This is a genomic window from Synechococcus sp. CBW1002 (assembly GCF_015840915.1).
GTDB lineage: Bacteria > Cyanobacteriota > Cyanobacteriia > PCC-6307 > Cyanobiaceae > CBW1002.
This window is the reverse complement of sequence record NZ_CP060398.1, coordinates 3,596,816-3,620,095: the sequence shown is the minus strand read 5'-3', so window position 1 is coordinate 3,620,095 and position 23,280 is coordinate 3,596,816. Positions and strand designations below refer to the sequence as shown.

The following is a 23,280-nucleotide window of genomic DNA, read 5'->3' as shown; positions in this document are numbered from 1 at the left end:
GAACGTGATAGCTGATCGCTGTGCCGTACTCCAGTTCGATCCAGGTCGTCAACGACGCCAACGGTCTCGCCTACGCTTTTCTGGCGGATAACGGCTTGATCTGGCAGTGCCAGTGGAACGCCGAGGCCCAGCGCTGGGAGAAGGGGCAGGCAGTACCGGGCGCCGTGGGTGGCGAGAAGCTACAGGCGCTCGTGCTGAGCGACCTCTGGCCAATCACCAATAGTTCAGACGTCGATACCATAATCGGACACAAACCGGGCATCGTGCTGGCCTACCGGGTGGGTGAGGGCAGCAGTTCCGAGATTTTCGCGAGCCTGGGGCAGTGGGGCAGTGATGGCCAGCTTGTCTGGTCGACGCCGGTCCAGCTCACCGACGATCAGGTGGAGGACCAGTCCTTTGCGCTAACGGAAGGAACGAGCAACGGCTTCTCACTGGTAGTGCAGAAGCAGAGGGCCGCCACATCGGTGGATGCCCTGCTCGATAAATTAAAGAACATTCCGGCTGATCAGGTCGAGGCGGAACTGGAGGCCGCGTCCAGCGCTGAGCGACCCGACAGCGATCTGTATGTCACGGAATACACGATCACTCCTAATGCCAGTGGCGTGCCTCAGCTCAACGACGTCGCTCTCAGTGCGGTTGTGCCACAGGTCCAGACAGCTAGGGCTCCGTTGGCCTTCTCGGGCAACATAGAGCTGTCGCGACAGCAGTTAATCACAACGCCACCACCGGCGCCGCTATCCCTCTCAGCTGCTCCGGTGCAGGCACAGCAAAACAGTGAGTCGGAAGGTGGATGGAAGGGTGGGTTAGCTTACCAGGTTCCTGGCGCTGCTGACGAAGGAGGAGTATTTCGTGCGGGGGCGCTACTTGGGCAAAGCTTTGTACGATGGCAAGCCAAAAGTAACCTACGCCAAGAAGATATTAGACTCGATATAGTCAGAGAAGAGAAGGTCTGGAAGGGCGGATTTGGCTTTTACAATGTTAGCGGTCTACCCACCGTCAAGAGTACAGTCAAATTCGCATACGAGACCGGAAAAGGCAATCAGAAGGCATTATTAAAAGAACTCACAGCGCTTACAGGCGAAGCAAGTAAGTCAACCAGTGAAAATGCATATAGCGGAAGTGTCAGCACGACCTACAAGTACAAATATCCTTACAGACCATCTCTTGACTCAATGATATCAGTAGAGTCCATTGGTTTTGATTATAATTACACTAAAATATGGCAAACTGCTATGGAAAGCACATGGACGCTAGATTTTGGCTTGGGTGTCGGATTTGAATTTCAGCAGCTTCTCAGCGCCACAGACGGGGCGCCATTACCCAACTGGCTGGGCGACATTGGACTCTTGGGCCTGGTCGCTGAAGATGAACAAATAGGGGTGCCCTTTGCAAAAGGAGTCGACGCCAAATATGACAATACTGATCCATTCGGATACATTGGTAGAGAAGGAGGTAATCCCGAAGTACTAGAGAAGGTTAATGCTGCTTTGGGAATTACTTTGGCGGTAGTGGGGCCTGTTGCCGCAACTCTCGCAGCCCCCGAGTTCTTGGGTTTTGAGGATTCGCAACTGGAGATAGGAACCAGCTTTAGTGTTACCACCCGTTTGTCGCTCGCAGGTAAGTATTTGGGCCTTGCAGGCATTAAAGGCCAGATCGGCAACAAAGTTAACTATAGTTTTATAGATAGTTTTTTTCTAGGCAAAGAATCTGGCACCGAACAATTCTTCGCCAACATCGGAGTCGCTCTGCCTTTTGGCGCTTACGTCCCTGTTTTTAGCTATTATCTCACCAAGGATATCGGGCCAGTAAAAAAGCAAGATACGGAGGTGGCGGATCAGAATACCCAGTCTCTGCCAGCTTCAACAATAGACGGTACCACCAGCTCCGATACCACACCAGATGTCCGCAAAGATCCACTGGCTTCGCTTCCCGCTCCGGCAACTGGTACCACCGCCTCCGCCAACGGCTCCTTAGTTAGCAACACCAGTGCCTCCGATGGGGATGCTTATCCCTTCCTCTATTCGCCGCAGTATGGCAGTAATTCATATTTTTCAGCTTCAACATCGACTGGCGCGAACAGCCAGCCGCTGTTAGGCCGGCAAGCCAGCAACCTGCAGCTGTTAACGCTAAATCCGACTGCCATTGGAGCCATCAACCCGCCGGAAACAACGGGTAGCAATGCACTGAGCCTTTACAATCCTGGCTCCGGCCTGAACGATGGCACATATACCAATGTACCAATCATTGGTGTTACAGCCGATGGGGATGACCAGACGGCAGCCAAGGCTAGCTTCTCGGTCCTCAATGGCAGTATCCAGGCAAGCAGTTTCCATATCAGTTCAGGCGGATCGTATCTGGGGCTACCTGAAACACAGACGAACAGTGGCATCTATGCGCTACTTCTCGATGTGTACTCCACCGGCATCGCCTCGCCTCCGGACCCTGGCAGCAGTTCGGGAAACATTCTTGCTGATCTGCCCCTGATCACACTGAAACCGAGCAGCACTAACCCGCCCACACTGAAGATTCAGACAATTGTGCGGGTCTCCAGCGTATCAGTAAACCCCGCGGATCAGTCAGACAACTTGATCTATCCCGAATTCGATCCGCTTACCGGGGAGATTACCGCGCCAAGCGCCACCCAAAACAGCCTCTACACCTATAGAAATGTCCCGGTACAGCTGTACAGCAGCTTCTCCAGCACAACCGCCCTTACTCTCCTCAATCCCGACATCAATCCCGACGCCTCAGAAACCAGCCAGGCCAATTCAGTTACCGCCACCGTCAGTCTGAGTGGTGGCGTGATCCAGCGGGTCGACCTGGATCAACCGTTATTGGTGGCCGAAGAAGATATCGGAAAAAGTCAACCTGTTGTGCGACTGACGTTGCCCGATGCGGTTGTCAATAGCCTCACCACGGAGAGCCAGCCAGCGCCACCGCCACCGAGTTACGACGTAACTCCTGAAACACTGAGCCTCAACAATTTCGTAGCCGACGAGCAGTTCAGTGCCCAGCCAAGCGTGCCCAATAGCGGCGTATTCCTGAGCAACGGGCTTCGCGATGATTTCCCTCTGATCGACGCGATGGCCGCATGGCCGGTGCAGAATCGTGTCACATATATCACCCAAACCGACTCTGACGAAGCCAGTGTGGTGTATCTGAATGGCAGGGTCAAGGATGAGCAGGCCCCATCTGGATACACCGCCAAGCCAGAGGTTACACCAGATCAGCTAAGTCTTGAGCAGCTCTATCAATCTTCCTCTAATAATAGCATCCCCTTTTTCAGCGCTGCCAGCACCCCGACTGCGATCACGATTGAAGGCGCCAATGGCGACAAGTATCTTGGCAACACCCTTGTAGCATGGGTGGAGGCCACTGATCAGGTGATCCCCGTTACGGCAGAAGGGGATGGAGTCACTAACTACCAGAACTTCCTGGAAGCCTTATACGGCAATCAGCAGATTAATTACCGTATCTATGCCGGTGGGTCAACGGGTTGGGAGGCCCCATCTCCGTCTCTTCTCTATAAACCAGAGAACGCGGTCATCCAGCATCTTCAAGCATTCAATGTGCCAAATGCAGATGCCCCAGGCGGCCTCGGCACGTTGTTGGTTTGGACGGAAACATCCATCGATGCAATCAAGGACAGTGGCTTTGAAGGGTGGATTGACGCCTCCACCCTTACCGTCAAAAGCCCAGATGTCCTGCTGTCTGTAGGTGATCGAATCATTGGCAGCGGCACCGGCGATCCAGCCAAAATCACAGCTATCAACAGTGATGGGACTTATAGCCTCAGCCGCAGCCTGACGCTGGGATCCACTGACAGCCCTGCGATCCTGAAGGCGATTGAACCTCTACCAACGGTGATCAAAACCGGTTGGATCAATCCGGATGCCACAAACTTTCAGTGGGAATCGCTGTTCGCTGATGCCAACGGCAATTCGACGATTCAGACCATCCCTTGGGATCAGGATGCACATGTTGGCCTGACGATCGAAGACATCTCCATCGCATCCCAGCAGCTGCTGCAAGCTGATGGCAGTATCGCCGAGAGTCCGCTCATCACCTGGAGTCAGGGGGTACGCACCCCCTATCGCCAGAGCGTTCTTAACGATCAACCTTACCTCTATTTGCAGTTCGGTGAGCTGCAAAGCGGCGTTAGTGATATCAATCTCGGAACAGAAAGCTCAACATATACCAACACCTTTGCCTCCGAAACTGGACTGAATCTGGCGATTGCCGGTGCTCTGCCCAAATCCCAGGCAAGCGCGGTTCAGAACATCGATGGCACCGGTGTTCTCAGCACAGGGCTGGGCTCCACAATTGGCGCGTTTCGACAAATCGCCAGCAACATTCCAGCCGCCAGCTTGGCTGCAGGCAGTGCCATCGCCAGATTCACCGGCGCGATCAGCGGCGACATCCTCACCGTCAATGCCTTGACCGCCGGGCGGTTAGAGGAAGGTGACTTGCTGGCGGGGCCAGGAGTACTTGCCGGCACCAAGATCCAATCCTTAGAGACGGTTGATCAGACCAACGGAACAGGCACCTACAGGATCAATCAGAGCCAGAACCTGATCGCAACGGATTTGCAGGCGATCGATGCCACCAGCCAGCTCCCACAGAGCAGTTTCAGCGGCAGCATCAGCGGCAACACTCTCAGCGTCACTGGAGTGAGCCAGGGCGATCTGGCGGTGGGTGATCGGATCACCGGTCCAGGGATTCCCGCTGACACCACGATCATCGACATCAGTGACTTTGATCTCAATAGCGGCAGCGGTAGTATCCAACTGAACAGGAGTTTCAGTTCTCCCATCACGAACTCAGCGCTGGTGGCCAGTCCCGGCGCCCCCAGCAGTCCCTATACGATCGAATTCTGGGCGAAGCTGAGCGACAGCCCCCTCGACAACCCCAACGGAGCCGGCCTAGTGGCGTTGGGTCAACCCACTGATGTGGCAATCGGACCGTCGACACTGCCGGAAGGCTGGTTGCTGAATGCCAGCTTCGTAGTCGACCGGATCAGCAACCAGCAGGCTTCTGCATTGGGTCTGGCGAATGTACCGCTTGAGGGCGCAGCCACAGACCTCTTTGGCTGGGAATGGGGCATCGTCGCCACTGGGGCTAACACGACTGCCATGAATGGCAATGGTGGCAGCAATCTGTACAACAACGCGCTGCTGCTCAAAAATCTGGTCAGTGGCTCAACGCTTGATGGCGTCAGCGAATTTCTAAAAAATTACGATGTCGGGGCTTCAGAACTGATTGGAATCGATGGAGCCAATGCCACCACGATTGCCAGTGTGCCATCAACACAGCTGGAATTCAACAATGCCATCGACAGCAACACCGGCCTGCCCAATTCCAGCCTCAACAACATTGCAGTCGACACCAGCACAGCGCTGTTGAACAGGGGCCTGGTCACCGTCACAGAGGGGATCAGCACAGGTCTTTCTTCCATGTTCACAGCACTCTGGGAATTTCAGGAGGCAACCGGCGAAGCGAAGGTTAATTTCTCGCTTGCGCCCGACAGTGCAGATTCCACCCAGCCCAGCTCCGGCAACCTGCCCAGCCCCTTAACCACCGAGAGTTACTCCGGCTATGAGCTCGACTTCGTCCTGAGCCGAGGCACCGCTATCTCGGTGAATGGTTCCGGCCAGCTGGTGTTTGATGTCGGCCCCGGAACGGCAATCACCTCTGACGTCGCTGGCACGGTGCCTGCCGATCTCCGCGATGGGAACTGGCACTACATCGTGGCGTCTTTCCTGCCCACCTATCAGACCTACGAAGCCAACGGTATCGTTACCCAACTGCCCACCAATATGGGCACGGCGTCCCTGTATGTGGATAACCAGTTGGTGGCCAGTGATGCGAACGTCTTCAATCCCTATCCGCTGATCAATCTCAACGATCGAGCGCAGTTGCTGGCTAATAATTCAAAGGGCGCGATTGATCAACTCGCCTTCTACGACAAAGCCCTCAGTAGTGCGGCCTTCGCAGCCAATTTGTCAGGAAACTGGCCTGCTCCCAACGCGCAGGAGGCCCTCAGCCTGCTTGCCAGCCTGGGCTCCGAGATCGCCACCAAGACGCCTGATCCAGGTGTCATTTCTGGGGCTATATCCAGACATTGGGATGCCCGCAATGTGAACCCCAATGCTGCATCCCTGGCCACCTATACCAGCAGTTACGATGCCAGCACGAAGACCTGGACTGAGGCCAGCAGCCTTGATCCCCTGCTGGCAGTGGATCCCAGCATACCCAGCTACAACAGCGGGGGATCGTTTCAGGACGGTCTGGTGATTAACGTGCCCACGTCCAGTTGGACCAGCGGCAGTTGGCAGGAAACCATCACAACTCCATCAAACAAGACACTCACCGAAGTCAATGTCACATTGTCGAATCTCACCGACACCACACAGTCACCCGTTACGATTTCGCTAACCGCCGATCAGGTGTTAATCGGCGATCAAAGCCTGCAGTCATTGCAGCCACTTGCCAACAAAGACAATCTAAACTACACCATACTGAGCAATGCCCCCGCCTTCAGCCTGGTAATCCCTAAGGATCTTCTGCCGGCTGCACCAGGCGAACAGCTCAAGGATCGCTATAGCGCCACCTATTCCTTCAGCTTTGTTGAAGGCTCCAGCACGATCACGGTGGGCACAACCACCGACGTTGACGTCAATAGCACTGCAAGCAGCATTGCTGCTATGCAGTCAGCCGGGGTGGTCAGCTCCTCGGCCCTCAACCAGCTGCAGGCCAGCAACAAGGCCATCGCAACGGCCCAGGTGATCGAACAAGCACCATTGCAGCTCAAGTATGTCGACAGCGGCGAGGTGCTCAAGAGCGCTGATACTGCCGCTGGTGCCAGTAGTTCTGCAGAATTCACTCCCGCCAACAGCTTTGGGCAGTCGCAGGTGTTCGGTTCATTCATTGATAGCAACAACAACACGAATGGCTGGCTGGCGATCGCTCAGCCCTTCTCCACCAATGCCCTCAGCGATCCCGCTGGTCGCGTCTGGATTCAATACACAGGGCAATCCGCAGGTGGGAAACCTAGCGCTAACACGGCGCAGGCACCCACTACCTGGCTGAACGCCCTCGCGAACAGCAACTTCTCTCCCGAAACTCCCAATCTGCCCCTGCTTGGTGATGCCTTCAGCCCCAGCAGCAGCGGGGGCCTGCTGATCAAGGCCGATCCCACCGCCGGCTGGGGCCAGAACTTCGGCCAGACCATGCTGGTTGCCGACGTCAATCAGGACAGCACGAGTGACCTGATCATCGCGTCACCTCAGGCCAATGACGGTGGTCGCGTCGTCATCATCGATGGTCAATGGATTGAGGCCTCCCTCACCAGTACTGGTGCGGCCACAACGATTGATCTGTCCAACCCCAGTGAGGTCGGGGATTACGTGACTGTTCTGACGCCAGCTCAGCCTCCGGCGAGCAGCAGCGACGACATCAGTGTGGCGAACTTCGGGTCTGCGTTGGCCTTTGATGGCGCAACGCTGTGGATCGGTGCGCCAAACTATCTCACATCGATCGATAGCAGCGGTTCAGTTGCATCGTTGGTACCGATTGGTGCACTCTACAGCTACAGCACCACGTCCACCGAACCCAATGGCTGGGATACCGGTGAGGCCCAGCCTCTCAGCAACCCGATTCTCGGTTCGTGGGGAAGCACCATCACCATCACCCCCGGTGCGACCGGCTCAGACAACACAACGACGACGTACTGGGGAAGCCAGTTCGCCACATCAATTGCTGTCAATGGCGCAGGCGGGATCGCCATCTCTGCCCCCGGCGTGCAGGCATCCCTGCTCTACAGCGGCACAGAGGCTGTGCAGGAGGCGGCAGCTGGGAAGAAAAGAACGAAAGATTTCTATGGCGATGGTGCACTGATCAAGATTGAGCTTCCATCCGAAGACAACAACTACACCGTTTCCAGTAATCAGGGCGTTAACAACGCCGGTCTGATTGACGTCGCCAGTAGCTCCTCACTGTCGGCAGAGCAATCCACGTATATGCAGAACCTCAAGGCCCTGCAGGTGGATCATATCGGCGATGCGACTTACGCCAACAACCAGGCGATTCAAACTGGAGCAGTTGGTGCAGTCTATCTGTTCGGCAGCAGCGATGACCTGGCTGCTCTGAACAAGGCGATTACAGCCGAAGTCGTCGCCGACACCAAGAACGGAGGCGCAACCTTTTATGGGGCTCTGCCCTGGAACACCCTGGGAGATTCAGGCTTTGGATCCAGTCTGAGCTTTATCGACTTTCACAACACCAACAATAATTCGATCCTTGCGATCGGAGCTCCACAAACTGGAGGCTCCGGTGCGGTCTATTTTGTTGACACCAACCAAAGCTTTTTCTCTGATAGCACAAGCGCTCCCACATGGGTCCAGTCCATCAATCTGGAGCAGGGTTATCAATACCTCGCGCACCTGGCCAGTGGCCTGACCCTCTATGGTGCAGATATCTCTGACAACTTTGGTAACGGCCTGGTTGATCTTGGTGATGTCAATGAAGACGGCTACAGCGACCTCCTGATTCAGGCCTACAACGCCTCCAGCGGCGCCGGCAATGGCTATGTGCTGTTTGGCAACGATCAAGTCTTCCCATCTTCTAACAACGCCAATCCCGCCATCGGCAGCGTGGCTTCCGGATCCATCGGTCAGTTAAAACGAGCCGATGGTACAGATCTGAGTATCTCCATCTTTAGTGCACTCGGAAACGGTGCACTCGGATACACCGGACAGGGCACCTTTGGAGGTGGTGATATCAACGGTGATGGAATCAACGACATTCTGCTAGGATCCGGCCCAAATGCCAGTGCCTATTTGGCATGGGGCCACCCCTATCTCGAAGCAATCAATAATCTGCAGCTCAGCAAGCTTGCCAGCAACACGGGCTACTTGCTGGATGGACTCGCCACGACCACCGCTGGCTCACTTCGCTCGATCGGTGATTTCAATGGTGATGGCTACGGCGATTTCATCTCCATCCAGCCGGGTGAGTTCATCAACAATGTGCGCATTGAACTCGGTGCCAACACTCAGGAAATCCTCGCCGACTACCTCTACAACCACTATAACTTCACCGTCTCACCGGATACGCAAGTTCTCCCAGCTGGTGATATCAACGGCGACGGCCTCGCTGATCTTGCGCTCTTCCTGAGCGACAATCTCAGCACCGCTGCAGAGGGCAACCAGGGCGCTGGCAGCACCACTGGCATCCTCTACGGCCGCAACTCCGATCAACTTCCCATCGGTTCGGGTTTCGGCTTCCTCAGCCCGGTTGATCCAGACAGCAATGCACCGCTGACGACCCTCCCAGGCCAGCAGATCAGCGATGGCCTCTCCAACGCCAGCCCCTCCGTCATCGCCGTAGGCAACACCCTCTATGCCGCAGTCAAAGGCACTGGAGCCGGCGACACCTCGATCTGGTTTGCCCAGAGCAACGATGGCGGCAGCAGCTGGAGCAACTGGGCCAACCTCAGCACTCTGGAACCCGGCTTTGCCACCAACACCGCCCCGGCTCTGGGTTTCTTTGAGCAAAACCTCTACCTGGGCTTCACAGACCCCGGCGGAGCGCTGCAGATCAGCAGTTTTGATCCAGACAGCGCAACGCTGACCAACTGGAGTTCACCGGCGACCATCGCCTCCGCCCAATCAGACAGCAGCACCTTTAGCAGCAATTTAGCTCCTGCTTTCTTGAATCAAGGTGATGCGCTGGCCTTGTTGTGGATTGATTCCAGCTCCAGCGACGGCGAGGTCTCCAACACCCTGTATTCAGCGGTGTCCACCAGCCCAGACATCACATCAAGCAGCTACACGCCATGGAGTGGTGTCGACGGCGGTTCCTCAACGGCAGCACCGGCCCTCGCTCAGCTGGAGGACACCCTCTACATGGCGGTGCAAGGAAACAGCGACAACCTCATCTACTGGAGTTCCAGTACTGATGGAGGAACATCCTGGGCGGACTGGCAGGCCCTGCCCACAGGCATGACCAGCGCTAAACCACCATCACTGACAGCCTTTGATGGCACGCTCTACCTCTCCTATCTCGGTGATGGCAATAACGAGATCAATATCACCAGCCTCAACGATGCCGCCAGCAACAGTTGGGCTACTCAATATGTGATCCCAACCAACGGCGGTACTCAATCGGCGCAGCAGGCATCACTTGTCAACGAAACCATCAACGGCAGCGAACAGCTCGCCGTTTATTACATCGCGAACAATAACACCAGTGATCTGTTGAGAACCGCCAGCAGCAATCCATCCCTTCCTTCTGGCTGGTCTGAGCAGATCAACGTTGAATACAACAGTGGTGTGGCTTCTCAAACCGCCTCAGGTCCTCTTGCTGTCATCAGCCAAAACGGGCAAACCGTGATCGCTTACCAGGGCGGCACGGTCAACAGTCCCAGTACTGAGATCTATCTAGCCACCAGTTTGAGCCCCGCCACCAGCTCCAGCTGGTCAGCGCAGGCCTTCACCGATCCAGGTCAAAGCAGCGGACTCGGTCTCACCCAAACAGGCGATGGGCTCCTGCTCAGTTACAGCAGCAGCGCATCTCCGGATCTCTTGCAACTGCAGACCCTTGCCCTGGACGGTAGCAACTGGGAGACAATCGACACCAACAGCACAGCGCTGATCAGCTCCGGCAGCAACCTGGTGTCCATCCTCCAAGCTGACAGCAGCTCAAGCCTCGGGCTACTGCTGGCTGGGATCAACAGCTCCAGCAATGACATCGAGGTCAGCGTTGCTGACCGCTACGAAACCAGTGATAGCTGGACTAAACCTAAGCAACTGCTCCAGCGCAGTGTGGCCGGCGATGGCACCGTTGGCTTCAACTCCATCACCGCCACCGCCGCTCCGGTGGCCACGCTACTAGGGGGCGATCCAGTCGTAGCGCTGAACAACAACGGCACCATCAACCTGTACATCCTGAGTTTCTCCGCCAGCAGCCTCACCCTTGCCTCCAGCTTCTCGGCCACAGAAACCGAGCCTGCGATCAATCCCACCACGGCACCAGGCCTCACGACCACCGATACAGGCCTCGCCCTCACCTACACCAACAACGATCAGTCCATCAATCTGCAAAGACTTGATTTCTTCTCACTGGATGGTGCATTAGCCGATGGCGTGAACCTCAGTGCCGATGGCGTCGTCAGCACCGATACGGATCTGCTCTGGCAAACCAGTCGGATCGATTCCATGAATGGTGGAATTCGCACAGACCTGGCCAGCGTTCCTGTCGTGGTGGATGGAAATCTGCTGCTCTCCAGCATTGATGCCAACTCCGATGCAGTACAGATCAATGTGGTCCCCGCTCTCCATGAGCCCGACAGTTCCAGCTGGATCAACTCCACCATTCAGCTCCCAGATGGAGCAGGTGGTTGGCTGATCAGCCAAAGCAACACATCAGCACCATCGACCCTCACCGCCGTTGGTGACATCGATGGTGATGGCAATGATGACCTCATCGTCAGCAATCCAGATCTCGATATCATTACTGCCAGCAACACCACCACATCGTCGTCAGGTCTGCGCCTGATCAATGGTGCTGCCACTCCGGACGGTTGGCTGATCAACAACAACCCAGTAGCTGCTGAGCAAACGGTTCAGCTCGCACCTGTACTGCCTGGAACCACGCAGACAAGCACGATTTCCGCAGCGCTCACCGGCTCAGGCAGCCTGAGCCTCAGCGCATCGAGCGGCGGTCAGGCTTACACCATTAGCGGATCATTCACTGATCCAGACGCATGGCTGGCATCGGCCAATGCCGCTGATCCCATCGCCAGCGCTCAACAACTCTTCTCCAACGCTCTTACCTCCGACACTGCTGGCTGGACGTCCACAGCAGCAGGCCCCCTATCAGGCGATCCAGCCTTCAATACCACCACCTCCTTTGGCGATCTCAATGGGGACGGTTATGAGGATTACTTCGATGCCAACGAGTCACTCTGGATTGCATCAGCACCGCAAGCGCCCGTCTTTTCTCTGTGGAGTCTTCGCGCGGCTGGTGATGTCAATGGCAATGGTGTCGACGATATCCTGATCGCCCTGACACCACAGGGGCCGTCTTACCAAGCCCAGAGCGATGGCAAGCCAGCTGCCATCTATTCAGCACTCATTGATGGTGCTCTCTTCAATGTCGATCAAACAACCAACACCTTTAATCTTAGCAACCTTAAAGCAGCCCTCAATCCCTATAACTCAATCGAACTCTACGATGTCACAACATCATCCTATAGCGACGAGTATCAATCCCTGCAGAATTGGTTCTCGCCGATCCTGAAATATCAAGCACCGATTGATATTGACTCGGTTGAGAATCTCATTAACACAAACCTGTCGGAAGGCGGCTTAGGAAATCCGGCCCCCACAATCGCCCGAGATGAGCTAGGAAATCTGTACACAGTTACAACAAAGTCTTTAAATTCCAGTCTTAGCAACCTTTTAAATCTGGGCATTAGTCAGAATAGCCTTGATCCGAATAATGTCAGCTATGAACAAATCGACCTCACTCAGATTAAAAGTCTCGCAGGTGGAACGTTCCCATCCGAGTCAATCGCCCCGCTGACACCTGGTGCTGCCATTCACAACGGCAAGTTGTTTGTCGCTATTCCCACCTCAAACAACACAAAAGAAGGCTATGGAAGCGCGAACAACATCTGGATTGCCTATGCAGATCTTAATGATTCCAACGGGCCTAAGGACCTATACGAAACCAGCAACTGGACCAGTTATTTACTCAAGTCTAACCAGAATACAAGCTCAGAATACACGCTGCTGACACCAACACTGGTCAGCGAAGGTGAGCGCTTAGCCATCTATTTTCCGGCCGGATACGCGGGCAATAATGATGAGGACCTTAACATCCGCTATTTATACAGCCATGATCCAACCAGCCCCGATGCCTGGGGAAGCACACTCGCGCAGAATAATGCCTACACGGGCTCCAGCAGCACCATCAATATTGATACCGGCCTTAGTACAACACCACCCAACGAGGGTTGGGACAACGCTGGTGCCGTGATCGTCACCTCCCCCATCGCAGCCACCACCTATCAGGGTCGCACTGTTCTGGCTTTCCGCGGTTATTCCAAAGGTGGTGGTAATAACGTCGAAAATGGTAGTCTGCTTCTCGCCTTTGCTCCAACTGCTCAGGGTGCCAGTGCTAACAACACATCGGCATCTGCAGACTGGACGCTCTGGGATAGCACGACAACAGGAATCAATACTCCATCCATCACCACAGATCAGGCCAACCTCTATCTCACCTATACACCCTGGTCAACCAGTTCGACTGATGCCTATTTCTTCCCGGTCGCACTGAATATTGATCATCTATCGCCTGATCAGCCGGTTGAACTCAACAGTGGTTCGTTGATCACTGCCGGAACAACTCACACCTTACCCATAACACTACAAGAGGCGGGCAATTTAGGGTTGACTTCTAGTTCGTATGCCGGTGGTTACTTCAAAAACGCTGTCACACTAGCCAATAACATCGGCAATGCACCACAGGCGGTAACGCCAAGCATCGATGGCAATACACTGTATGTCACCAATCAAGTCAACGGTACTTATCCGGGTGCCATGTCGGCTGCGGTCTCCATTGCCTACAACAGCACGCAACCAGCCTTTGGCGACAATCAGATTAATCAGAGTGGCTATTCCTTAGCTGGTTACTCGCTCGATGGCAATCTCGATGTCAATGGTGATGGCTTCTCCGATATCCTGCTCTCGGATCCGTCTGACCCGTCGCTGGCCGTCGACAATCAATACGTTCTCTTTGGCGGCGATTTCCTTGACATCGCTTCTCAAATTGGAACCAATGGTCCTGACACACTGATTGGCAGCCCTCTCGCTGATGTGATTTACAGCCTGGCCGGCGATGACACCGTCATCACCAACGGGGGCGCTGATGTCGTCTATACCGGCGCTGGGGGCGATACGATCGCCATTACTGGCAACGACTTCTTCCGCATTGATGCCGGCCCCGGGATCGATACTCTGCTGCTGCAAGGCGATGTCGATCAAAGATACGACTTCCGCCTTGATGGTTTACCTGTTCGTGAATATCTTCCAGGCACCAAACTACAGAATATTGAACTGATCAGTTCGTTTGATTATGGCAGCAATATTCTATCCTTTGACCCTAAAGCGGTCAACGCCTTCAACGATGATCGCATGCTGTTCCTTACACCAGACAGTTCTGATAAAATCAAGCTCTACAGCGATCATTACTTCACCTTCTCGCGCGACGCTAGCTTCGACACGAATTTTGGTGGAGCGTTATGGAACGCCTACATCACATCCTCAGAGAATCTGTTCTTGGACAGTCCTACTCTGGTGTATGTGCTGAATCCTGAGCTTGGCGATGACAGCTGGCTCACTAGAAATGTTGTTCTCGCAGAGGCTGATCTGCCTTCCACAGTTGAGTCGGACTTAGCTGGTTTAGCCAACTTATCGACTCTATCTGCACCACTATCGTCCGCGATTGCCTCAACTCAGCTATTTGGTAATGGATTTACCCTTACAGCATTCAAAACTAATGTAGGCAGTGGAGAAACACGCTTTGAGCTTTCTCGCACCGAAGCCAGTAGCCGCCAGGTCGTAACCTACGCCTCAAGCACAGCCAACGCCACGGCCGAAACAGGCCTCGACTATAACCCTGTGGCGGGGTACATCGTCTTTGAGCCTGGTGACATATCCAAACTGATTAGCGTTCCCTTTAATCAACAGCGGCTTGAGCAGCTACGCAATGTTGGCATCAGCCTTGAGGTAGAAGAGGTTGCCGACGTCGGCCAACGGGAGCTGCACCTGGTGCTGAGCAGCCAAAGCGGTGAGGAAAATGCTGGTGATTTAATCAGTGGATTTAGACTTGAATCTCTAGCAGGAACTAAGTCGGCCCTGCTCAGCTTCCGTACAGACATCAGTTCAGAGCCTGTTAATAGCACACTAGAAGAATTAGTCTCTAGTACCACATCAGGTTTAAGCGCTAGCTCGGATCTAACCACTCCTATATCTAGCTCAATTAACTCCGAGACAATTCAACAACCTAATGAAACCAAGCCAATATCGCACCAAGCCGTAACTCTCTCCCAGGAACCAAGTGCAGCCCAGCTCAGCTTCCGGTCTGACCCTGGTTCAGATTCTGTTAAAGGCGCCTCGCCAACAGTCTCTAGTACCATATCAGGTTCAAGCACTAGCTCGGATTCAACCACTCCTATATCTAGCTCAATTAACTCCGAGACAATTCAACAACCTAATGAAACCAAGCCAATATCGCACCAAGCCGTAACTCTCTCCCAGGAACCAAGTGCAGCCCAGCTCAGCTTCCGGTCTGACCCTGGTTCAGATTCTGTTAAAGGCGCCTCGCCAACAGTCTCTAGTACCAAATCAGGTTCAAGCACTAGCTCGGATTCCACCACTCCTATATCTAGTTCGTCTAATTCCGAGACAACTCAACAACCTGATAAAAACAAGCCAACATCGCATGAAGCCGTAACTCTTTCCCAGGAACCAATTCATCAATCGATCGATTCTTCCAACCGGCTCATTTCAGCTCCTTCTGCCGAACTTCTTGTTTACCGCCGAGAGACCGCTGATTCTTCAATCGGATCGTCTTCAACTCTGAGCCAATTGATCAAGATCAACGATGCTGGTTCTGAAGCAGATGCCCCTGTATTCGATAACGACAAAACGACCAATAACCAAGTATCGGTTCAGTTTATGCTTACGCACGATCCTGGTGGCTACTTGGTTTCACTTATTGATGAGGATGGAGAACAGCATCCGCTTTCCAGCTTAGGGGTCTCACCTCAATTACCCGATCCTATTCCACCTCAAGTACCCGATCCTATTCCACCTCAATCTCCCGAGCCCATCACACCTCAACCACGCAACCCTATTGCACATCCGAAGCCTGATCCTGAATCACCAAAACCTCAACCTATGATCGAGTGCGCTGCCGGGGTCACGCCATCCGAAAGTGATAGCTTAGACATCATCTATGTTGACGGTATACCACGCCTTCTTGTCACGCCTACTCCTACTGCTGACGAACAGCCTATTCTAGTTTGCCCTGAGAGCTTTAATAATGGCATACAGCGTATAGTTGAAACCGCTGGTGGATTTGCTACTCAGTCCAATGTTTATATTAGCTTTAGCCTAATCGAGGCTTCATTAATCCCCCTGGATCCTTACGCCTCTACAGCAGGCGGAGGCACCATTTCTTCCAATGCGCCGACTGGATTCACTATTGCAATTAATGGAGTCTATTTCAGCTCTGGCGCCGGTGCTGATGAAATCATAGGCAGCTCCGGCAATGACTTTATCCGTGCTGGTGCCAATGACGATTTCATTGATACAGGCAATGGTGACGATCTGATATGTGGAGGTACCGGCAGCGACACATTTATCACTGGTGAAGGTCAAGACCTCATCTACTACACGGTTGATCAATTAGACGGGTCCTCCGACCTTGTCCTTGACTTCTCCTCGTTAGATCGCATTGTTGTCGACGACGATATCCTTGTTTCTCTCACTGGCAATGTTGCAACATTCTCTTCTATTGTCGATGGAGTGGAGAGTACGTCCACTCTTACCTTTGGTGGATCCTCAGTCTTGTCCGAAGACTTCATTGCCGAATTTGTATAAGCTGGGACTTCTGAAGAAGGTAAACTGACTGCGGCGCTACTTTTCTCAGCGACCGACATCCGATATAATTAGGTCTTCCTGGGAAAGAGAGTTCGAGGCCAAGCCGTAAAGAGCCGAACCTGGCTGACTGACACAACTACGAGACCCGTTCTGTTGCAACGGGTTTCGCAGTTGTGTCGTTCGTGTGTCATGAGTCAGTCTGTGTCAAGCAGTCCTGACGTAGGAACTCCTGAAAAATCCAGATCCATTGCGCCGCAGCTGGTCTCAAGCATGAGAAACCGCTAAAGTGGCCGTGAATCAGGCAATCCGTGATTGCCTTTACTCCTGATCGTTCCATATGTACCGGAGGCACAATAACGGTCAGATCTCAATCAAGGAGTTCCACCTGCCATTTGGCGGCACACTTGATCCCGAGAATCGCTGGGTTCAACTGGAGGGGCTGATCCCATGGGATGAGCTGGAAGAAACCTATGCCCCTCAATTCAGCGCCACAATTGGCGCTCCAGCCAAATCAGTGAGAATGGCCTTTGGTGCTCTCTACATCAAACAGAAGTTAGGGCTCACCGACGAAGAGACAGTCCATCAGATCAGAGAGAACGCCTATATTCAGTTCTTTCTCGGCTTTGCGGGCTACACAGCTAAGGCACCGTTTGATGCCTCGATGATGGTGCACTTTCGCAAGCGTTTTTCTGACGAGGATCTGCGCCGTATCAACGAGCTGGTGGTGCAGCGCGGCAAAGAGATCCTTCTGGAAGCACTTGCTCAGGCAGCAGACGATGACGACCATGATGATCGTGATTCCAGTGGAGGAGGCGCTCAGCTAGAACTTGATGCGTTGATCAAGCCTGCTGACTGGCCAGAAGGAAAGAATTGGGGCACTCTCACGATTGATGCCAGTTGCACTCCAGCCGACATCACCTATCCCAGAGACCTCAAGCTCCTCAACGAGGCTCGCACAACGACCGAGCGAGTCATTGATGATCTGTGCAGTCAGTCATCGGGATTCAGGAGACATCGACCTCGCTACGACCGTGGCCTTGCTCGTGCTCATTTCCTGAGAGTGGCGAAGCAAAAACGACCACGTCGCCGCAAAGTGAAGGCTGCCATTAAACATCAGCTTGGCTATGTGCGGCAGAATCTCAAGGCCATTGATGCTCTGATCGGCTGCGGGGCAAGGCTTTCCGAGCTTAAGAGGCATTGGTGGCAGAAGTTGTTGGCCTGCAGCGAGTTGGAGCGGCAACAGGGCCTTCTGCTCGCCTCTCAGACCAACAGCATTCCAGACCGCCTGGTGAATCTTGTGCAGACCCATATCCGCCCAATGGTGCGAGGCAAAGCACGTGCTGCGGTGGAGTTTGGAGCCAAAATCAGTGTTTCGGTTCAAAACGGCTTTCCGTTCTTGCACCGCATAAGCTGGAACCCCTACAACGAAGGAGAAGACCTTATCGCTCAGGCGGAAAAATACAAGCTGGATACAGGATCTTACCCAGAGCGAATCTGCGCCGACCGGATTTATATCACGGCCAAGAATAGGCATTTCTGCACGAGGAACGGTATTCGCCTCTCCGGCAAGCGATTGGGTCGCCCGCCCAAGGATCCTGATGTCACCACTGCACACAAGCACCAGCTCCGATCTGATCAAGCTCGACGCAATGAAGTGGAAGGCGTCTTTGGCTCTGGAAAGCGCAAGTATTCCCTGGATCTGATCATGGCTCGTCTACCAGCTGGTGCCGAATCCTCCATCTCGATGGCCTTTGTCGTGATGTGCGCGGAAAAGGTCTTGAGGCTGCTGCGCCTCTTTTTTGTCCTTCTTTTTGGGTGGATCTACAGCTTTTTTATGGCCTGGTCAGCGATCAGAGCGCCTGAGGGCATCTGCAAGCCATGCTTTTGAGATCTGGCCGACTTGATGTCACCGCGCTTGCCAGCCTGATTAACGCGAAGCAAACGGACGAATCCGGCGCCGATGGGCCGAGAATCTTTTTCAGGAGTCCCTAGGTAGGGACTCCTGAAAAATCCAGATCCATTGCGCCGCAGCTGGTCTCAAGCATGAGAAACCGCTAAAGTGGCCGTGAATCAGGCAATCCGTGATTGCCTTTACTCCTGATCGTTCCATATGTACCGGAGGCACAATAACGGTCAGATCTCAATCAAGGAGTTCCACCTGCCATTTGGCGGCACACTTGATCCCGAGAATCGCTGGGTTCAACTGGAGGGGCTGATCCCATGGGATGAGCTGGAAGAAACCTATGCCCCTCAATTCAGCGCCACAATTGGCGCTCCAGCCAAATCAGTGAGAATGGCCTTTGGTGCTCTCTACATCAAACAGAAGTTAGGGCTCACCGACGAAGAGACAGTCCATCAGATCAGAGAGAACGCCTATATTCAGTTCTTTCTCGGCTTTGCGGGCTACACAGCTAAGGCACCGTTTGATGCCTCGATGATGGTGCACTTTCGCAAGCGTTTTTCTGACGAGGATCTGCGCCGTATCAACGAGCTGGTGGTGCAGCGCGGCAAAGAGATCCTTCTGGAAGCACTTGCTCAGGCAGCAGACGATGACGACCATGATGATCGTGATTCCAGTGGAGGAGGCGCTCAGCTAGAACTTGATGCGTTGATCAAGCCTGCTGACTGGCCAGAAGGAAAGAATTGGGGCACTCTCACGATTGATGCCAGTTGCACTCCAGCCGACATCACCTATCCCAGAGACCTCAAGCTCCTCAACGAGGCTCGCACAACGACCGAGCGAGTCATTGATGATCTGTGCAGTCAGTCATCGGGATTCAGGAGACATCGACCTCGCTACGACCGTGGCCTTGCTCGTGCTCATTTCCTGAGAGTGGCGAAGCAAAAACGACCACGTCGCCGCAAAGTGAAGGCTGCCATTAAACATCAGCTTGGCTATGTGCGGCAGAATCTCAAGGCCATTGATGCTCTGATCGGCTGCGGGGCAAGGCTTTCCGAGCTTAAGAGGCATTGGTGGCAGAAGTTGTTGGCCTGCAGCGAGTTGGAGCGGCAACAGGGCCTTCTGCTCGCCTCTCAGACCAACAGCATTCCAGACCGCCTGGTGAATCTTGTGCAGACCCATATCCGCCCAATGGTGCGAGGCAAAGCACGTGCTGCGGTGGAGTTTGGAGCCAAAATCAGTGTTTCGGTTCAAAACGGCTTTCCGTTCTTGCACCGCACAAGCTGGAACCCCTACAACGAAGGAGAAGACCTTATCGCTCAGGCGGAAAAATACAAGCTGGATACAGGATCTTACCCAGAGCGAATCTGCGCCGACCGGATTTATATCACGGCCAAGAATAGGCATTTCTGCACGAGGAACGGTATTCGCCTCTCCGGCAAGCGATTGGGTCGCCCGCCCAAGGATCCTGATGTCACCACTGCACACAAGCACCAGCTCCGATCTGATCAAGCTCGACGCAATGAAGTGGAAGGCGTCTTTGGCTCTGGAAAGCGCAAGTATTCCCTGGATCTGATCATGGCTCGTCTACCAGCTGGTGCCGAATCCTCCATCTCGATGGCCTTTGTCGTGATGTGCGCGGAAAAGGTCTTGAGGCTGCTGCGCCTCTTTTTTGTCCTTCTTTTTGGGTGGATCTACAGCTTTTTTATGGCCTGGTCAGCGATCAGAGCGCCTGAGGGCATCTGCAAGCCATGCTTTTGAGATCTGGCCGACTTGATGTCACCGCGCTTGCCAGCCTGATTAACGCGAAGCAAACGGACGAATCCGGCGCCGATGGGCCGAGAATCTTTTTCAGGAGTCCCTAGGTAAGCATTCAGGGGTCGGGACAGCACGCGGCGAACATCGTCTCTGCTGAACCCTTGACGGCGTCCTGATTCCCGTTTGCATCTCAGGCAGAGACTGCTTGAGATGGGCGCCCCTCCTGCTGGCATTTCCGAGGTGGACTGGTTGTCGTGGCCAGCTGGTGCCAGGGAGTTCATCCTGGCTCAACAGGAGGAGATGGTGCAGCTCCGCGTCCAGCTCACCGCCCTGGCGACCGAACTGGCCCATCTGCGCGAGCGGATCGGCCGCAGCTCCCGCAATTCTTCCAAGCCTCCCTCCAGTGATGGCCAGGGGTATCCGGCGACAATCTGGTTGAGGGGCGCGCCAAACAGGTTGACCGCTCCTGAGGGGCTCTGCTGAATCCGGTTGCCATGCGCAGGGCACCGGCTCATGCCTGCTCCCCTCACCGCTCAACAGATTGCGCTGTACATGTCCAAACGACGAGCCGGCAGCCGCCAGGAGGTGGCTGCCGCAGCGGCGGGCATTTCGGTGAGCAGTGCCCACCGCATTGATGCTGGCCGCCTCCAACCCAAAGCCGCCAAGCCCCGTGGCCGGCGGCGGCCCGATCCATTGGCTGAGGTCTGGGAGCCCCTGTTGCTGCCGCTTCTGGAGCGCCATCCAGCCCTGACGCCCACCACCCTGCTGGAGCACCTGCAGGAGCAGAAGCCAGATCAAGACTGGAGTTCGCTCAAACGCACCCTGCAGCGGCGGGTGCAGCAGTGGAAGGCCTTGCACGGTCCAGCGCCGGAGGTGATGTTCCCGCTGGCCTACCAGCCTGGAGAGATCGGCTTCTGCGATTTCACCCGGCTGAAACGGGTGGCGATCACCCTGCGCGGCGAACCATTTCCCCACCTGCTGTTCCACTACCGCCTGGCCTGGAGCGGCTGGGCTTATGGGCAACTCATCCATGGTGGCGAGAGCTTTGTCGCCCTTTCAGAAGGGCTGCAGAACGCCCTGGCCGCCTGCGGTGGGGTGCCCAAGGAGCTGCGCACCGATCGACTGTCGGCCGCCAGCCGCAATCGGGATGGCAGCTACGCCCTCGACATCACCCCCCGCCACCAGGCGCTCTGCGCCCACTACGGCCTCAGTGCCAGCCGCAATAACCGCGGCGTGGCTCACGAGAACGGCATCATCGAGGCTCCCCATGGCCATGTGAAACGTCGGCTGGAGCAGAAGCTGATCCTGCGGGGCAGCTGCGATTTCGAGGAGCCCGCCGAATACGCCCAGCTGCTCGCTGAGGTGTTCTGTGCCCTCAACGCCCCCCGGCAGCAGCGTTACGAGCAGGAGCTGGAGCACCTGGGGCCCCTGCCGGCCTTCCGCTTTGCCGACTACGAGCTGCTCACAGTGCGGGTGCGCAGCACCAGCACGATCGAGGTGCGGCAGGTGATCTACTCAGTGCCGCCCACCCTGATCGGCCGCCAGGTCATGGTGCGGCTGCACCACGACCGGCTGGTGGTGTTCCTGGGCAGCGACTGGGTCTGCCAGCTCCCCCGCCTCTATGGCGCCTCTGGTGGCAAGCGGGCCTGGTGCATCGATCTGGAGCACCTGATCGATGCCCTGCGGGCCAAGCCCCGGGCCCTGCTCCATTGCCGCTACCAGCGCTACCTCTTCCCTGATTCCCGCTGGTGGGACTTCTGGCAGCAACTCCTGGTCGGCGGTGACCGTGACGCCGCTGCCCGGCTGATGGTCGAGGCCCTGTATGTGGCGGTGCGGGTGGCCTCCTATGCGCTGGTGCTCGCCTTCCTGGAGCAGGCCCAACGCCGCCAGACCCTTTCGCTGTCGGCTCTGCAGCAGCGATTCCGCGTTCCTCCCCGTTGCCAGAGCCTCCCCGATCCCGCCATCCCCCAACACCTGCTGGCTACCTATGACCACCTCGTCCCCATGCCCGCGCTCTGCGGCGGTGGAAGCGGCGCTGCCGCTCCTGCTCAAACAGCTGAAACTGGCGCGCTTCCGCAGTCACTGGCAGCCGCTGGCCGATCAGGCTGATGCCCAGGGCTGGAGCCCGGGCCAGTTCCTCTACGCCCTCTGTGAGCAGGAACTGGAACAACGGCAGATTGCCCGCCAGCAACGCCTGCTGCGCGGTGCCCATCTCCCGTGGCAGAAAGGTCTCGATGGCTTTGACCACCAGCACCTCGAGCCCCACCACTGGCAGGAGCTCCAAGGCCTGACGCGGCAGACCACCTGGCTCCTGCAGGCGGAGAACCTGCTGCTGTTTGGTCCCAGCGGTGTGGGCAAGACCCACCTGGCCATTGCCATCACGATGGCGATGGCGGCGCAGGACCAGGCCTGCCGCTTCTTCCCGGCCACCACGCTGGTGCAGCTGCTGCAGAAGGCCAAGGCGGCCTACGACCTGCCGGCGATGCTCCAGAAGCTCGATCGCTATGCCCTGCTGGTGATCGACGACATCTCCTACGTGCGCCGCAGCGAACTGGAGACCTCGGTGCTGTTTGAGCTGATCTGCCACCGCTACGAGCGGAAATCCCTGCTGGTGACCAGCAACCAGCCGTTCCGGGAGTGGGACGACATCTTCCCGAGCGGATCGATGACCGTGGCCGCGGTGGACCGGTTGGTGCACCACTGCCACATCATCGGGATCAAGGGCGAGAGCTACCGGCAGAAGGCAGCTGCCGCAAGGGTTTCCAAGGATTCCAGCAACCCGCCAACGTAATTGACGCGGACGTCATGGCCGCCACGATCAACGGCAACACCGGCCCAGCCCGGCAAAACCAAGGCGGCGACACGAAAACTGGCCCTCTCGCCATGAGATTGAGGCCAGAACCACAACTTGATTGACTGAGGTGGTCTGGCTTTTCTGGACAGGCCCCATCG

At 55.5% G+C, this 23,280-nt stretch carries 6 protein-coding genes; all 6 read left to right on the top strand.

The window, feature by feature from the left end:
• Positions 1-20: 20 nt before the first annotated feature.
• Complete coding sequence (locus H8F24_RS17715) at positions 21-16,670, top strand: Calx-beta domain-containing protein (RefSeq protein ID WP_197170405.1); 16,650 nt, start codon at positions 21-23, stop codon at positions 16,668-16,670.
• A 337-nt stretch (positions 16,671-17,007) separates the two neighbouring features.
• A complete protein-coding gene (locus tag H8F24_RS17710) occupies positions 17,008-18,558 on the top strand; it encodes an IS5 family transposase (RefSeq protein WP_197155761.1) in 1,551 nt (516 codons plus the stop codon).
• A gap of 222 nt (positions 18,559-18,780) precedes the next feature.
• Positions 18,781-20,331, top strand: a complete 1,551-nt coding sequence (locus H8F24_RS17705; RefSeq protein ID WP_197170305.1) for an IS5 family transposase — start codon at positions 18,781-18,783, stop codon at positions 20,329-20,331.
• A gap of 207 nt (positions 20,332-20,538) precedes the next feature.
• A complete protein-coding gene (locus H8F24_RS17700; RefSeq protein WP_197170404.1) occupies positions 20,539-20,811 on the top strand; it encodes a DUF6444 domain-containing protein in 273 nt (90 codons plus the stop codon).
• 30 nt (positions 20,812-20,841) lie between these two features.
• Positions 20,842-22,437: an IS21 family transposase gene (gene istA, locus H8F24_RS19800; protein ID WP_197169867.1), complete on the top strand. Its 1,596-nt coding sequence runs from the start codon at positions 20,842-20,844 to the stop codon at positions 22,435-22,437.
• Positions 22,352-23,119 carry an IS21-like element helper ATPase IstB gene (gene istB / locus H8F24_RS17695; protein ID WP_231598236.1) on the top strand — a complete coding sequence of 256 codons (768 nt, stop codon included), beginning with the start codon at positions 22,352-22,354 and terminating at the stop codon, positions 23,117-23,119. The genes istA and istB overlap by 86 nt, the downstream gene beginning before the upstream one ends.
• Positions 23,120-23,280: the final 161 nt, after the last annotated feature.